Origin of the sequence: Micromonospora sp. NPDC005979, assembly GCF_040614415.1 — a bacterium.
GTDB lineage: Bacteria > Actinomycetota > Actinomycetes > Mycobacteriales > Micromonosporaceae > Micromonospora.
The window spans coordinates 23930-38977 of the sequence record NZ_JBEXUR010000008.1; the positions used below are offsets into that span (position 1 = coordinate 23930).

The 15048-nt window shown below is 72.7% G+C and carries 14 protein-coding genes; 4 read left to right on the forward strand and 10 right to left on the reverse strand.

Annotation, left to right across the window (positions count from 1 at the left end):
* Positions 1 to 281: 281 nt before the first annotated feature.
* Positions 282 to 1733, forward strand: coding sequence for a glycosyltransferase family 39 protein (locus ABZ272_RS15055; RefSeq protein WP_355050774.1), 1452 nt, complete (start codon positions 282 to 284; stop codon positions 1731 to 1733).
* 259 nt (positions 1734 to 1992) lie between these two features.
* Here ABZ272_RS15055 and ABZ272_RS15060 read toward each other — a convergent pair whose 3' ends face one another.
* Positions 1993 to 3588, reverse strand: coding sequence for a histidine kinase N-terminal domain-containing protein (locus ABZ272_RS15060; RefSeq protein ID WP_355050531.1), 1596 nt, complete (start codon positions 3586 to 3588; stop codon positions 1993 to 1995).
* Positions 3589 to 3618: 30 nt separating this feature from the next.
* Entirely contained in the window at positions 3619 to 4650 is a 1032-nt protein-coding gene (locus ABZ272_RS15065) for an SIS domain-containing protein (protein WP_355050775.1), read from the reverse strand.
* A gap of 181 nt (positions 4651 to 4831) precedes the next feature.
* On the opposite strand from ABZ272_RS15065, the gene ABZ272_RS15070 reads away from it, so the two are divergent.
* A complete protein-coding gene (locus tag ABZ272_RS15070; RefSeq protein WP_355050532.1) occupies positions 4832 to 6661 on the forward strand; it encodes a tetratricopeptide repeat protein in 1830 nt (609 codons plus the stop codon).
* A 64-nt stretch (positions 6662 to 6725) separates the two neighbouring features.
* Here the strand turns inward: ABZ272_RS15070 and ABZ272_RS15075 are convergent, their stop codons facing one another.
* Entirely contained in the window at positions 6726 to 8309 is a 1584-nt protein-coding gene (locus ABZ272_RS15075) for an MDR family MFS transporter (protein WP_355050533.1), read from the reverse strand.
* 112 nt (positions 8310 to 8421) lie between these two features.
* On the opposite strand from ABZ272_RS15075, the gene ABZ272_RS15080 reads away from it, so the two are divergent.
* Positions 8422 to 9033, forward strand: a complete 612-nt coding sequence (locus ABZ272_RS15080; RefSeq protein WP_355050534.1) for a helix-turn-helix domain-containing protein — start codon at positions 8422 to 8424, stop codon at positions 9031 to 9033.
* Between the two features lie 11 nt (positions 9034 to 9044).
* Here ABZ272_RS15080 and ABZ272_RS15085 read toward each other — a convergent pair whose 3' ends face one another.
* The 7 genes from ABZ272_RS15085 to ABZ272_RS15115 form a co-directional block, all read right to left on the reverse strand.
* A complete protein-coding gene (locus ABZ272_RS15085) occupies positions 9045 to 9554 on the reverse strand; it encodes a GNAT family N-acetyltransferase (protein WP_355050535.1) in 510 nt (169 codons plus the stop codon).
* Positions 9551 to 9772 (reverse strand): biotin/lipoyl-binding carrier protein, encoded by a 222-nt coding sequence (locus ABZ272_RS15090; RefSeq protein ID WP_007464729.1) that lies wholly within the window; start codon positions 9770 to 9772, stop codon positions 9551 to 9553. Before ABZ272_RS15090 ends, ABZ272_RS15085 begins: the two co-directional genes overlap by 4 nt.
* 408 nt (positions 9773 to 10180) lie before the next feature.
* Positions 10181 to 10468, reverse strand: a complete 288-nt coding sequence (gene rsrA / locus ABZ272_RS15095; protein ID WP_355050536.1) for a mycothiol system anti-sigma-R factor — start codon at positions 10466 to 10468, stop codon at positions 10181 to 10183.
* Between the two features lies 1 nt (position 10469).
* Positions 10470 to 11297, reverse strand: a complete 828-nt coding sequence (locus tag ABZ272_RS15100) for a sigma-70 family RNA polymerase sigma factor (protein ID WP_355050537.1) — start codon at positions 11295 to 11297, stop codon at positions 10470 to 10472.
* Between the two features lie 216 nt (positions 11298 to 11513).
* The gene (locus ABZ272_RS15105; RefSeq protein WP_355050538.1) at positions 11514 to 12176 is read right to left on the reverse strand and encodes an alpha/beta family hydrolase; all 663 of its coding nucleotides are present in this window, start codon (positions 12174 to 12176) and stop codon (positions 11514 to 11516) included.
* Between the two features lie 80 nt (positions 12177 to 12256).
* Positions 12257 to 12649 (reverse strand): WhiB family transcriptional regulator, encoded by a 393-nt coding sequence (locus tag ABZ272_RS15110; protein ID WP_355050539.1) that lies wholly within the window; start codon positions 12647 to 12649, stop codon positions 12257 to 12259.
* Between the two features lie 195 nt (positions 12650 to 12844).
* The gene (locus ABZ272_RS15115) at positions 12845 to 13555 is read right to left on the reverse strand and encodes an SOS response-associated peptidase (RefSeq protein ID WP_355050540.1); all 711 of its coding nucleotides are present in this window, start codon (positions 13553 to 13555) and stop codon (positions 12845 to 12847) included.
* A 102-nt stretch (positions 13556 to 13657) separates the two neighbouring features.
* Here ABZ272_RS15115 and aroA point away from each other — a divergent pair, with 102 nt between their 5' ends.
* On the forward strand, positions 13658 to 14956 hold the full coding sequence (aroA, locus tag ABZ272_RS15120) for a 3-phosphoshikimate 1-carboxyvinyltransferase (RefSeq protein ID WP_355050541.1): 1299 nt from the start codon (positions 13658 to 13660) through the stop codon (positions 14954 to 14956).
* Positions 14957 to 15048 lie beyond the last annotated feature (92 nt).

A 15048-nucleotide genomic window follows, 5' to 3' on the forward strand; every position in this document is an offset into this window, starting at 1 on the left:
GGCGGACGACAGCGGCGGTCATGCGCCCATGCTGCCACACCGCGTAGGGCCCGGCCAATGTCCACGTGCGGCATCCCACATCACGGGCCAACCCTCTCCCCTCCCCGCGATCTTGCACTTTCTGTTGCGACACAAGGGGCACCGCGCCCATATCGGCGACCGAAACTGCAAGATCGACGCGGGTTGGCGTGGCCAGGTCAGCGCGGCACTTCGCGGGGTAGGCCCGGAGGCCTTGGCGGCGTGGCAGGCTCGGGGCTGTGGGCGGATTGTCCGGGAAGGCGATCGGGGTCGCGCGGGGCGTGCCCGTCTGGCTGCTTCCGGCGCTGCTGACCCTGGCGATCACGCTGACCGGGATCGGCTCGGCCCAGCTCTGGCGCGACGAGCTGGCGACCTGGAGCGCCGCCACCCGGTCGCCGGGCGAACTCGCTCGACTGGCCGGGACCATCGACGCCGCCACCGGCCCGTACTACCTGTTCATGCACGTCTGGGTCCTGGCCGTCGGCGACTCCACGGTCGCCCTGCGGGTGCCTGCCGCGCTGGCCATGACCGTCGCCGCGGGGCTGCTGTCCGTGCTCGGGGCGCACCTCGTCGACCGGCGCGCGGGTCTCCTCGCCGGGTTGCTGTTCGCGGTGCTGCCCAGCACCTCCCGGTACGGGCAGGAGGCCCGCCCGTACGCCCTGGCCACTGCCCTCGCGGTACTCGCCACGCTGTTGCTGGTGGCCGCGCTGCGCCGGCCGGGTTGGGCCCGCTGGACTGGGTACGGCGTCGCCGTGGTCGCGCTCGGGCTCACCCACCTGATCGCGCTCACCCTGTTGGCCGCGCACGCGTTGGTCGTGCTGATCTGCTGGTGGAGAGGTCCCGCCGTGGCGGGCATCGCCGAGCCCGGCGGTCGGGATCGGCGGGTGTGGCGCTGGGCGGTCGCGCTGGTGCCGACGGTGCTGGTGGTGACCCCGCTGCTGCTACGTGCCCGCGCGCAACGCTCCGAGCAGTTGAACTGGGTCGGCCTGGCACGGCCGGACGACCTGAGCGCGCTGCCGGGCGGCGTGGCCCAGAGCAGCGTGGTGGGCGGCCTGCTGGTCGGGGTGGCGGCGCTCGGCGCGGCCCGACTCCGACGGCGCGCCCTGCTACCGCTGAGCGCGGTGCTGCTGCCGGTCCTGCTGCTCTTCGTGGCCGGGGCGGTCGTACCCCTGTGGGTGCCCCGCTACCTGGTGTTCGTGGTGCCGTTCGCCTGTCTGCTGGCCGGCGCGGCGCTGGGATCGGTGCCCGCGCCGGCCGCGCTCGCCGTGGTGGTCCTGGCCGGGCTTCTCGGTCTCCCCGACCAGGCCGCGTTGCGGCGGACCCACGAGTGGCCGCGCAGCGCGCCGGTGGACTACGCGGGCGTGACCCGGGTGATCGCCGACGGCCAGCGCCCCGGGGACGCCGTGGTCTACTCCCCCCGGCACAGTTGGCTCTTCCTCGATCTGGGCATCGAGTACCACCTCGACGACCCGCCACGGGACGTGCTCGTCACCGAGGACGAGGTCGCCCGGGGCGATCTGTGGGCCGCCGAATGCCCGCGACCAGCGCAGTGCCTGGCCGGCACGGCACGGGTCTGGCTCGTGGTGGCCGGCCGGCACGCCGAGCCGCTGGCCTCCGTGCCGGACGCCAAGGGCGACGCGCTGCGCGCGCAGTTCACCGTCGCCCAGGTCTGGCAGCGCCCCGGCCTGACCGTCGCCCTGCTGACCCGCCGCTGACCGACCGGCCACCGCGCGGAGCCGCGCGTCGAACGTCGGCCTGATCGCTCCCAGCGAGGCCGGCCACGCGAGGTCGACCGCGGGCCCTACCGTGCAGCAGGCGAGCGGACCCACGGGCGTCGGCTGACGACCTCATCGCCCAAGAGGCGTGGCCGGCCCACTGCGATGAGCGTGATGCCGGTGAGTCATCAAGATGACTCACCGGCATCACGCTCATTCACATATCCGCTCCCCGCAGGGCCCGCGGGCAGCGGACGGCTCAGCCCTGGGAGCGGCCGTCCGAGGCGCTACGGCCGAGTGGGACGACCAGCAACGCCTCGGTGCCTCCGTTGCCGCCCGCGCGCAGCTCGATGGTGCCGCGCAACTCCCCCGTGACCAGTGCCCGGACGATCTGGAGGCCGAGTCGGCTGCCGCGTTCGGCGTCGAACTCGGGCGGCAGCCCGCGTCCGTTGTCGGTCACCGAGACGTGCAGCATCTTGCGGAACCGGTGCGCCGAGACGACCACCTCGGGTCGCAGCGACGGATCGACCTCGGGTGCGGCCACCGGCACCAGGCCCGAGGCGCCCGCGCCCGCGGCTGGCTCCTCCGCCTCGTCCGCCGGTGGGAAGCCGTGCTCGACGGCATTGAGCAGCAGTTCGTTGAGCACCATCACCAGCGACGTGGCGATCTCGGCCGGCAGTACCCCGAAGCTGCCCTGGCGGCGCATCCCGACACTCACCTCGGTCGCCGCGACCTCGGTCGCCGCGCTGGCGACCCGGTCGACGATGCCGTCGAACTCGACCGCCTCGTCACTGGACATCGACAGCGTCTCGTGCACGAGGGCGATCGAGGCGACCCGGCGGACGGACTCCTCCAGGGCCACCCGGGCCTCCGGCATGGCCACCCGGCGGGCCTGCAAGCGCAGCAACGCGGCCACCGTCTGAAGGTTGTTCTTGACCCGGTGGTGGATCTCCCGAATGGTGGCGTCCTTGGTGATCAGCGCCCGATCCCGGCGGCGGACCTCGGTGATGTCCCGCACCAGCACCAGCGCGCCGATCGGTACGCCGGCGGGCATCAACGGCAGCGCCCGGGTGAGCATCGTGGCCCCCCGCGCGTCGATCTCCCGGCGGGGCGGGGCCTCGCCACGCAGCGCGGCCAGGATCCCGGTCGCCGCCTCGGTGCCGTCGAGCGGGTCGCCGGCCAGTCGGCGGTGCAACGCCGCCAGGTCCTCACCCACCAGGTGCGAGGCGTAACCCAACCGCCGGTACGCCGACTGGGCGTTCGGGCTCGCGTAGGTGACCTTGCCCCCGGCGTCGAGGCGTACCAGGCCGTCACCGACGCGGGGCGCGGACGTTGTCTCGCCCGGGTGCCGGGGCGGTGGGAAGGTGCCGTCCGCGATCATCTGGGCGAGGTCGTCGGCCGTGGTCAGGTAGTTGAGTTCGAGCTGGCTGGGCGTTCGCGCGGTGGAGAGGTTGGTGTCCCGGCCGACCACGGCGATCACCTCGCCGGCCTCACCGTCGGCGGTGCGCAGCCGGACCGGGATCGCCTCGTGCCGGGCGGGCACGTCGCCGTACCAGACCGGGTCGCCCTCGCGCCAGATCCGCCCCTGGGAGTAGGCGACCGCCAGGTGGGCCACCTCCGAGCCGCCGATGATCCGGCCCACCTGGTCGTCCTGGTACGCGGTCGGCGCGGTGGTGGGGCGCACCTGGGCGACGCAGAGGAACGTGCCCTCGGCGTCGACGGGCACCCAGAGCAGCAGGTCGGCGAAGGACAGGTCGGAGAGCAACTGCCAGTCACCGGCGATCCGGTGCAGGTGGTCGATGTCGGCCGGACGGAGGTGGGTGTGCTCCTCGGCGAGGTCGCGCAGCGTGGACACGGTGACCAGGGTGCCACGCCGCGCCGCGCCTCACATCGTCGCGGTGACCTTCTTCAGGCCGCGCGGCGCGTCCGGGTCCTCGCCGCGGGTCAGCGCCAACGCCAGCGCCAGGCGCTGCAACGGCAGGATGTCCAGCAGCGGGGCGTACCGCTCGTCGACCTCGGGGACGGCGAGCCGCGCGGTGCCCGGCACGTCGGCGGAGCCGACCACCACCACGTCGGCGCGGCGCTCGCCGAGCCGGGGAAGCACCTCGCCCATCGACCGGCCGCCGGGGCCGGATCCGACCACGGCGAGGACCGGGACCTCCGGGTCGGTCATCGCGAGCGGGCCGTGCAGCAGGTCGGCGCCGGAGAAGGCGAGCGCCGGCAGGTACGAGGTCTCCATCAACTTCAGCGCCGCCTCGCGGGCGGTCGGGTAGGCGTACCCCCGGCCGGTGGTGACGAGTTGGCGGGCGAAGCGGTAACGCGGTGCGAGCTGGGCCGGGGTGTCGTCGGCGAGGGTGCGGGCGGCCAGGTCGGGCAGCGCGGCGAGCGCCTCGCGCTCGGCCGTGGGGAGTACGCCGTCGCCGGCCCGGATGCCCTCCACCAGCATCAGCAGGGCGAGCAGCTCGGCGGTGTACGTCTTCGTCGCCGCCACCGCGCGCTCGTGCCCGGCGGCGATGTCGATGCTCAGCTCGGCCGTCTCGACGAGCGGGGAGTCGGGGGCGTTGGTCACCGCGAGGGTGAGCGCGCCGGAGGCCCGCGCGGCGCGCAGCACCTCGGCCAGGTCGGGCGAGCCACCGCTCTGGCTGACCCCGACGACGAGGGCGTCGGACAGGTCGGGGCGTGCGCCGAAGAGGGTGACCACGCTCGGCGAGGCGAGCCCGGCGGGCAGGCCGAGCCGGATCTCGGTCAGGTACGCCCCGTAGAGGGCGGCGTGGTCGGAGGTGCCCCGGGCGGTGAAGACGACGTGCCGAGGTCGACGCTCGGCGACGGCGGCGGCCACCCGGGCGATCGCCGCCGCGTTGGCGGTGTCGAGCAGACGCGCGTAACCGGCCGGCTGCTCGTCGATGTCGGCGGCCATTCCGGACCCTGCACGTGACACGGACACTCCCCTCCTGCGCGATTGCCGCGCGCTTCCTGCTCAGTCTTGCACTCTTCTGCTGACCCGAGCAATTATTCGAGCACGAGTGCGCAGTTGATCACTTGATCATCTCAATATCAACTACGCTGGCCCCGCCGAGAAACTGCGACGAGAGGACACCGTGCCCGAGGGAAGGGACAACCCCGCGCTCTCCGCGACGGAGGAGCTGGCCCTGGCCCGGCTGGCACTTGACGAGGGTGACCTTCACCACGCCGCCCGCCACCTCGCTGGCGCGTTGGCCCGAGCGCCCACCCTGCCCGAGGTGCACGAGACGCTTGCCCGCCTCGCCACGGCCGACGGAGGAGGCCTCGACCTCTTTCCGATCAACCACCACACCTTCGTGGGCGCGGTCGTCGCCCGTGCCCACCTCCTGGCCGCCGCCGGCCGCCCCGCCGAAGGGCTGGAACTACTCGCCGCCGCGACCAGCCACGCGCCCGGCGCCGAGTGGGCGGGCGTGCCGTGGGTGACCGCTCCCGAACTGGCCGAACGGCTGGACCCGGACCGCCTGGCCCGCGTCCTCATGCAGGTCTGCGCGGCGCTCGGCGACCCCGTGCCGCGCGCCGGCCGGGCCGCCCTCACGCCGTACCTCACGCTGGCCCGCAACGCCGTCACCGTCCATCCGGAGAACGGGACGCTGCTGGGCGCGGCGTCCGCGCTGGCCCGGCGTCTCGGCGAGGTCGCGCTCGCGATCCGCTGGGCCAACCGAGGGGTACGGAGCCAGCCGTCGAAGATGGGCGAGGTCTGGCTCGGGTACGCGTACCGCAGCGCGGGCCGGACCCGCGACGCCCTCGCGGCCCTGTACCGGGCGGTCGACCTGGACCCCGACGACCTGGCCGTCTATGCCGACATCGCCGGCACCCTGGCCGACATCGGCCGGCTCGACGACGCGCTGGAGTGGACCGAGCGGGCGCTGGCCCGGGACCCGACGTTCGACTGCGCGGTGCACACGACGCACCGCCTGCGGCACCTGCGCGACGGCGACGTGTCCCACCTGGTCGCGCTCGCCGACTTCATCCGTGACCACCCGGACGACAGTCACGAGCACGGCGACCTGGCCCAGTGCTGTCGTGCGCGGCCCTGGCTCGGGCAACTGACGCCGGCCGGCGGGCCCCTGCTGGACGCGCTGCGCCAGGCGGTCGCCGACGACGACAACGGCATCGGCGGCGTCGTACACCTCACGGCGGCAGCCCCACCGAGCGCCCTGCGGACGGTGACGTCCGTGGCGCCCGGGCTGCGCGTCGAGGTGGAGGGCGCGGTCGAGCCGGACCCACGCGAGCCCCGGCGCGCGTCCGCGCGGCGGCTCTGGACCTTCACGGGTCACCTGCCGACGCCGGCGCTTCCCGGGCCCTCGGCGGTGGCGGTCGAGCGGATCGGTCAGGTGGCCCAACCGGCGTGGCCGCACCCACCGGCCGCTTACGACGCGGCGGTCGGCCTGGCCGGTCTCGACGTGGAAGACCTACTCGGGCTGCTGGTGCGTCCGCCCGCCGCGCCGGCCAACGCGCTGGGCCGGTTGCTGGCCGCGCAGGATCCGTCGATCTGGGTACGCGCCGTTCAGGTGTGGGCCTGCCTGGGGCTGCTGCACCAGCGCACCGACGAGCCGTGGGACTCATCGACGAGACGACAGGTGCTGCTCGACCTGGTCTGGGGCGTGGAGGACTGGGTCACCGAGGCGGCGCTGTTCGCCCTGGTCACCGCCGCCTGGGTGGACCCGGCGGCACGGCCGGACGTGGCCCGGGTGGTGGCGGAGCGGTTGGCCGACGTGGCGACGGTGGCCCAGACGCGGCCGGTGCCGATCGCGACCTCGCTGGCCCATCTCGCGCTGGCCGCCCCCGCCGTCGATCCGGCCACCACGGCCCTGGCCACCCGGATGCTCGGCGAGCGGGCCCCCCGCCTTCCCCGCCCCCGCAACCCGCTACGCCGTCTCTGGCAGCGCCTGACCCACCGACGCTGAGTTTCCCGTGCCAACGCGAGAAGCGCCCCGCCGAGGATCGGCGGGGCGCTTCTTCGGGGGAGGGTCAGGCCACCGGGGCCTTGCCGAGGGCGATCTCGGCCTCTTCCTCCGGTGTCGCCTGCGCCGGCGCCTCGTTGGCGGTGCGCAGCGGAATCTCCTTGATGAACCAGGCGAGCACCGGGATCGCCACGGTGAACAGCACGGCCCAGAGGAACACGTGCGAGATCGCGTCGGCCAGGCCACCGAGGACCAGCTCCTGCGCCTGGGCGGGGAGCTGCTTGAGCTTCTCCAGGTCCATCCCACCGCCGCTGGACTCGCCGCCGAAGGCCGCGCCGGCGGCGGAGTCGGCCAGCCGGTTGGCGAAGATCGCGCCGAACAGCGAGATGCCGAACGAGCCGCCGATCGACCGGAAGAACGTGGCCGCGCCACTCGCCGCGCCCAGGTCCTTCTGCTCCACGCTGTTCTGCGCGATCAGCATCGAGGTCTGCATGAGGAAGCCCATGCCGACGCCGAGCACGACCATGTAGAGCGAGGACGTCAGCTTGCTGGTGTTGGTGTCGAGCATGGACAGCAGCGCCATGCCACCGGCCATCACCACACCACCGACGATCGGGTACGCGCGGTACTTGCCGTTCTTGGTGATCGCCCGGCCGACGGCGAGCGAGACGACGAGCATGCCGAACATCAGCGGCAGCAGCAGCAGACCGCTGTTGGTGGCCGAGGCCCCCTGGACGGTCTGCTGGTACAGCGGCAGGAAGTTCATGGCACCGAACATCGCGAAGCCGAGCAGGAAACCGACCACCGAGATCAGCGCGAAGTTGCGGTTGGCGAAGAGCGTCAACGGCAGGATCGGCTCCGGGACCCGACGCTCCACCAGGCCGAACGCCACAAGCGCCACCAGCGCCAACGCGGCGAGGCCGAAGATCTGCGGCGAGGTCCAGTCGTACTCGTTGCCGCCCCACGTGGTGATCAGGACGATCGCGGTGATGCCCACCGAGAGCAGCCCGGCGCCGAGCCAGTCGATCCGGTGCTCGGTCCGGTACTTCGGCAGGTGCATGGTGGTGATGAGCACGAGCAGCGCGATGCCACCCAGCGGCAGGTTGACGTAGAACGCCCACCGCCAGGAGAGGTTGTCGGTGATGAAGCCGCCGACCAGCGGGCCGGCCACCATGGCGATGGCCATGATGCCGGCGATCATGCCCTGGTAGCGCCCGCGCTCGCGGGGCGGGACCAGGTCGCCGATGATCGCCATGACGCCGACCATCAGGCCGCCCGCGCCCAGGCCCTGCACGGCCCGGAAGGCGATGAGCTGCACCATGCCGTCCCCGGGCCCGCCGAAAATCCCGGAGCCGGCCATGCCGCAGAGCGCCGAGCCGACGAGGAAGATGACGACCGAGGTCAGGAAGACCGACTTGCGGCCGTAGAGGTCACCGAGCTTGCCCCAGATCGGGGTGGAGACGGTGGTACCCAGGACGTACGCGGTGACCACCCAGGTGAAGTGGTTGAGCCCGCCGAACTCGCCGACGATCCGCGGCAGCGCGGTGCTGACGATCATGTTGTCGAGCATCGCGAGCATCATCGCGATCATCAGCCCGAACAGGACGACCCGTACATTGGGTCGCACGTCGGCCTGGGTTGCCTGAGTCATGGGTAAGCTCCCCCCGAGGTTTGTCGTACTTACTTGCCGCCCGGCTAGTCACCTTACTAGCCGCACGGTAAGTTGGATACCAGCACGCGGTCAAACGAATTGGAGGGCGTGGGTGAGGGAGAGCACAGGCGGCACCCGGGAGCGGATCAAGGCCGTCGCGTTGGAGCTCTTCACCGAGCAGGGGTACGAGAAGACCTCGCTGCGGGAGATCGCCGAACGCCTCAACGTCACGAAGGCCGCGCTCTACTACCACTTCAAGAGCAAGGACGACATCGTCGCCAGCTTCGTGGAGGATCGGCTCGACCAGATGGACGCGCTGACCACCTGGGGCGAGTCACAGCCGGCGACCCTGGAGACTCGGCGCGCGCTGATCTCCCGCTACGCCGACACGATGTTCGGGGGCGACATGCCCTCGGTGATGCGCTTCTTCGAGCAGAACCAGACCGTGCTCAAGAGCCTCTCCTCCGGCCAGCAGATGCGCGGCCGGATGATGCAGCTCGCCAACGCGCTCTGCCGCGGCGACGACTCCCCCGCCGCCCAACTCCGCGCCGCGTTGTCCCTCTTCGCCGTGCACACGAGCTGGTTCGCCGTACGGGCGCCGGGCATCACCGACGAGGAACGCCGCCGGCTCGCGCTGGAGGTCGCCGACGAGTTGCTGGCTGCGATCGGCACTCCGCGAGACGGGGACGCCACCCCGACCAGCCCGGCCACCGCTCGCGGCTGACGGGCCGACGGTCAGCCGCGGGGCAGCTCCAACCGCAGGCCGAGCAGGGCCACCCCGGCCGCCGGCGACCAGTCCTTCTCCGGCGTCCGCACGAAGCCGAGACGCTCGTAGAGCCGATGGGCCGACACGGCCATCCCCGCGCGGACGCAGATCACGACGGCTGTGCAACCCAGCTCGGCGGCCCGGTCGACGCACGCGCGCGCCAGCGCCGCGCCGACACCCCGCCCCTGGGCGGCCGGGTCGACGGCCAGCATGCGGAACTCCGCCTCGCCCGGCCCGGACAGCTCGGCGAACGGGGTGCCCGGCAGCACGAAGGTCACCGAGCCGAGCACCGCGCCGGTCGCCTCGTCCACCGCGACCAGCACCTCGCCGGCGGCGGCCCGGGTCGAAACGTCGGCCAGCACCGCCGCGTACCCGTGCTCGCCCTTGAGCTGACCATCCGCCTCGTACGAGGCCACGGTCAGGCGGGCGATCGCCGAGAAGTCGGCCGGGTCGGCGAGCCGGACCAGCGGGCCGGTCAACCGATCACCGCGATCAGGTCGCCGTCCTGCACGACGTCGCCCTCGTGCACGGCGAGCTGCTGGACCACGCCGTCGGCCTCCGCGACGACCGGGATCTCCATCTTCATCGACTCGAGGATCACCAGGGTGTCGCCCTCGGACACGGTGTCGCCCGCGGACGCGACGACCTTCCAGACGTTCGCCACCATCTCGGCGCGGATCTCCTCGGCCATGTCCACGGCCCTCCCTTTTCGCGATGTGCCTGCCGACGTATCCAATCACGCGAGGCTGGGGCATGGGTGCACAGCGGCGCGGATCGGCCCCGGCGGCAGGGACGGGGGGTCGGTCGCACTACCATCAGCGGGTCGGACCCGACGCCGGGCCGCGGCGTGGGTGCAACCGGCGCGAGGCCGCGCGCGAGACGGATCCGACCCATCACGAGGAGGTCAGCATGGCGAAGAAGGCCCGGAAGAAGAAGGCCCGGAAGAAGAGCAGCGCGAACCACGGTAAGCGCCCCAACTCCTGAACGTGCCGACGGGCCGACAGCCCGTCGACGGTCAGCTCACCCCGGCCGAGGCCGGGTACACCGGTGGCCCGGGTCGGTATCGACCCGGGCCACCGGCGTGTGTGCTTCGGTACGCCGACGCTCAGTCGGCCAGCTCGCGGGAATCGCTCGTCTCGAAGACCACCAGCTCGGTGAGCTTCACCCGCAGCCGCTCGCGTAACTGGTCCGGCGCGGTCTCGTTGCCGCAGCAACGCGCGACCAGCGCCCGCACCTCCTGCTCGAGCCCGTACTCGCGCAGGCACGGCCCGCACTCGTCGAGGTGGTGCCGGATCAGCGCGCGCCGCTCGTCGGCGCACTCGAGATCCAGGTAGAGGTAGACCTCCGCGAGCACCTCGCGGCAGTCCGTCTCGTGCGGCTCTCCACAGCTCACGTCACACCTCCCGGCTGGCAGCGGCAGCGGTCGAGCCCTTCGCGGACCGGGCCGGGCTGAAGCCCCGCTCCGCGGCGTACTGCTCGAGCAGCTTGCGCAGATTACGACGGCCGCGGTGCAGACGCGACATCACGGTGCCGATCGGCGTGCCCATGATGTCGGCGACCTCCTTGTAGGAGAAGCCCTCGACGTCGGTGAGGTAGACAGCCAGGCGGAACTCCTCCGGCAACTGCTGGAGGGCCTCCTTGACGTCGCTGTCCGGCAGTCGGTCCAGAGCCTCGGTCTCGGCCGAACGCAGACCGCTGGAGGTGTGCGACTCGGCCTCGGCGAGCTGCCAGTCGGTGATCTCCTCGGTCGGCGCCTGGATCGGCTGGCGCTGCCGCTTGCGGTAGGAGTTGATGTAGGTGTTGGTCAGGATCCGGTAGAGCCAGGCCTTCAGGTTCGTGCCCTGCTCGAACTGGTGGAAGGCGGCGTACGCCTTCAGGTACGTCTCCTGGACCAGGTCTTCGGCATCCGCCGGGTTACGCGTCATGCGCAGCCCAGCAGCGTAGAGCTGATCGACGAATGGCATCGCGTCCCGTTCGAACCGGGCCCTGCGCTCGTCCGTCTTCTCGGTGGTCAACCGCACATCCCCTCGCGTCGGATGCTTTCCCGCCGAGGATACGCGCACGGACCTGCCCACAGATTCACTTCCGGCCGGTGTGCTCGTGCTCACCGCACCCACCCCGCCCGGTCCCGCTGTCACGGGCCAGTCCGGGCCATCCAGCAGCCGCCGTAGCTGCCGGGCGTCCCGCTCGTCCCGTTCCAGGCTTCGTGTCTCGGTCGGCACCGGTCACCCCCCTCGCAGAAAAGTCGTCCGGGGTTAGTAACGCGAGATGACCACTGGGGCATTCCGTCCGGCTCTCCCGTTCCTGGTCCCGGCGCCGGTGACGCCGGCGCTGGGACCAGGAAGGGCCTGGGAGGACTGGTGACACCTGTCCGGTTCGGGCGGGCGGCACCATCGGATGCAACGACCCGCGCCCAGCAGCGGAAACGGTCCCCGAGGTCAGTCGGTCGTCCAACCGTGGGAGCGCAGCCAGTCCCGGACGACCACGGCCGTCCCGGCCGGGTCGCGTCGCAGGTCGTGCGTCTCCCCCGGCCGGGTCACGACCTGTACGCCCGGCCCGGACCCGGGCACGCCGAATGGATCCCGGTCGCCGTTGACGACGAGCGTCGGCAGGCCGGTGGTGAGTTCGGCGGCCCGGGACCGCTCCGGCTTGCCGGGCGGGTGCAGCGGAAAGGCCAGCGCGAGGACGCCGGCCGCGCCGACCGCGCCGGCCGTCCGGCAGGCGACCCGCGCGCCACTGGAACGGCCACCGACCAGGATGGTGGGTACGTCGGTGTGCCGCTCGCGCAGCGCGGCCAGCACCGCCGTCCACGCCTCGTCGAGGTGCCCGGCGGGGGCCGGTGCGCGACGGCCGGCGACGCGGTAGGGCTGCGTCACCCGGATCACCGTCAGGCCGGCGGTGACCGCCGCGTCCCGAACCGCGAGCAGGTCGGGGGCGTCCACGCTGCCGCCCGCCCCGTGGCCGAGCACCAACAGGGCGGCCGGGGCGCGGGCCGGCGCGACGCCGGCCTCCCGGCCGGGCGCAACGGTCGGACCGGCCGGTGGGTCGGTGTCGATCCGCGCCGGACCGCGCGGGGTGTCGATCTCTTCGCTGGGCAGCACCGGCCCATTCTGCGCCGACCGGGCCGGTCACCGGGATCGGTTCGCCGCGCTGGTCGGCTCAGCTCAGCGGCACGCCATGGTCAGCTCAGCGGCACCAGCGTGAGTAGGCGGTCGCGGACCGGAGGGCCGGCGTCGTCGACCGCGTCCGGGTCGGGTTCGACCTCGCCGCGCCACGCGACGAGCATCGCCCGCCGCTCGCGCGGTGTGGTCGCCCCCCAGACGCCGTGACAGTCGCCGACCTCTAACGCCCACGCCAGGCAGGAGCCCTGCACGTCGCAACTGCGGCAGAGTGCGACAGCGGCGTCCGCCGGTTCGTTAGGTGCCGGAAAGAACGTCTCCGGATCGACGCTCTGGCACGTTCCTCTGGTGCGCCACGCTTCGTCCTGTCGACGTTCTCGTAGGGCCCTGAGCAGCCGCGGATCTCTACGTGCCGCAGCCACCTCGTGCGGGCGGGGCATACGCGCCCGTGTCATTTCACCCACCTCCCCCGTGGGACCGGCAGGATCGGTGAAGTCGTCCGCCCCGTGCGAACCGACAGCCACTACCGGCGCTGTGTTGTATCGCACTTTCGGACACCGGGACAAGGGGCTTTCGAGAACATGGCTGAACGGCCAGGCGACGAATCGATCAGAACCTGGCAAATCGGCGCTCGACGATGCCTCTCATTCTCAGAACAGGGTCAACTCCGGTGGGGACGAGATTGACGGAACAGACACGCGAGCGGTCAACTCCGGGCCGTCGTTGCGCACGTCGCCCACCGCCGGCCCGACCGGACGGATCTCCAAGCCGGCGAGGAGGTCGGACGACGCGGGCGCGAGCAGACGCTCCGGCTCGTCGCACGGCGCCAGCCACGACGACCACCGCTCGGGGGCCAGCAGCACCGGCATCCGGTCGTGCACCTCGGCCAGATCGCCGAGCGCCGCGGTGGTGAGCACGCTGAAGGTGAGCCGGCTTTCCGCCCCGGACTCCCAGAACGACCAGATCCCGGCCAGGGCGAGCACCGACCCGTCGGCCGGGGTCATGAAGTACGCCTGCCGGCCGCCATCGGGCCGACGGACCCACTCGTACCAGCCGTCCGCCGGGACGAGGCACCGGCGGCGGGCGAACGAGCCGGCGTACGCCCGGCTGGTCGCCACCGTCTCGGCCCGTGCGTTGATCATGCGGGCGGCGCCGGCGGCGGACCGCGACCAGTGCGGCAGCAGACCCCAGCGGGCGACGCAGAGACTGCGGTGCTCCTCGGGGCTGAGCCGGACCAGCGGGACGCGATCGGTGGGCGCGACGTTGTGATCCGGCCGGAGCACCCCGTCGGTGTCGTCGGACGACTCGAACAGGGCGCTCAGCTCACCGGCGCCCCGGGTCGTCGCGTACCTGCCGCACATGCGCTCACGCTAACCCGCCGAGGGCCCCGCCTGCTGTCCCGCCAACCGGGAGTACGCAAGCCGGCGGACGTCAGCCAGCCGCCGACAGGGCAGAATGTGACCGTGGGGAATCTGACCGCGACCCGGCCGCCACAGCCGTGGGCCGCACCGACCGCGTCCGATCCGGTAGTGGCGACGCTGCGCCTACCCGGCTCCAAGTCGATGACCGCACGCGCCCTGGTGCTCAGCGCCCTGGCCGCCGGGCCGTCGACCCTGGCCGAGCCACTGCGCGCCCGGGACACCGAGCTGATGTCCGCCGGTCTGCGCGCGATGGGCGCGCACGTCTCGATCAGTGACGACGAGCGCTGGCTGGTCCGGCCGCACCCGCTGGTCGGCCCCGCCCACGTGGACGTGGGGCTGGCCGGCACCGTGATGCGGTTCCTGCCGCCGGTGGCCGGCCTGACCGACGGGCAGGTCACCTTCGACGGTGACCCGTACGTCCGGACCCGGCCGCTCGGCCGGCTGGTCGACGCGCTGCGCTCGCTGGGCGTTCGGATCGACGTCACCGGCACCGGCAGCCTGCCGCTGACCGTGCTCGGCACCGGTCGGGTCACCGGCGGCGAGGTGACGATCGACGCGTCCGTGTCCAGCCAGTTCGTCTCCGCGCTGTTGCTGGCCGCCCCTCGCTTCGACCGGGGGGTAGTGGTACGCCATGTCGGCCCGCCGGTGCCCTCCGCGCCGCACCTGCGGATGACCGTGCAGATGCTGCGGGCCGCCGGCGCCGCCGTCGACGACAGCACCCCCGACGTGTGGACCGTCGAACCCGGCCCCCTCACCGGGCGCGGCTGGGACATCGAGCCGGACCTCTCCGGAGCGATGCCGTTCTTCGCCGCCGCCCTGGTCACCGGCGGTGAGGTGACGCTCCAGGGCTGGCCGCACCGCAGCGCGCAGCCGGTCGAGCAACTCCGCTCGCTGTTGCAGCGGATGGGCGGCGAGGTCACCCTCTCCACCGACGGGCTGACCGTCCGGGGCACCGGGGTGGTGCACGGCCTGACCGCCGACCTCTCCGACGTCAGCGAGCTGACCCCGGTGCTGACCGCGCTGGCCATGCTCGCCGACTCGCCCTCGGTCTTCACCGGCGTCGAGCACATCCGCGGCCACGAGACCGACCGGCTCGCCGCCCTCGCGCAGGAGTTCACCGCGCTCGGGGCCGACGTCACCGAGACGCCGGACGGCCTGGCGATCCGGCCCCGGCCGCTGCGCGGCGGGGTCTTCCGCACCTACCACGACCACCGCATGGCGCACGCCGCGGCGGTGGCCGGGCTCGCCGTGCCGGGCATCGAGGTGGACGATGTCGGCTGTACCTCCAAGACCATGCCGGAGTTCCCGGCACTATGGTCTGCGATGGTGACCGGCAAGTGAGCGTCCCCGACGCTCACTGAGAGCTGACGCGAGAAGGGGACGGGTCCTGGCGACCAAGCGGCGGGAGTACGACGAGGACGACGTACGGGTAC

Bases quoted from the DNA above. Each gene is read 5' to 3' on its own strand.
- ABZ272_RS15075 (WP_355050533.1), bottom strand. From the start codon at position 8,309: ATGACTCAGGCAACCCAGGCCGACGTGCGACCCAATGTACGGGTCGTC.
- ABZ272_RS15110 (WP_355050539.1), bottom strand. From the start codon at position 12,649: ATGACACGGGCGCGTATGCCCCGCCCGCACGAGGTGGCTGCGGCACGT.
- ABZ272_RS15065 (WP_355050775.1), bottom strand. From the start codon at position 4,650: ATGGCCGCCGACATCGACGAGCAGCCGGCCGGTTACGCGCGTCTGCTC.
- ABZ272_RS15115 (WP_355050540.1), bottom strand. From the start codon at position 13,555: ATGTGCGGCAGGTACGCGACGACCCGGGGCGCCGGTGAGCTGAGCGCC.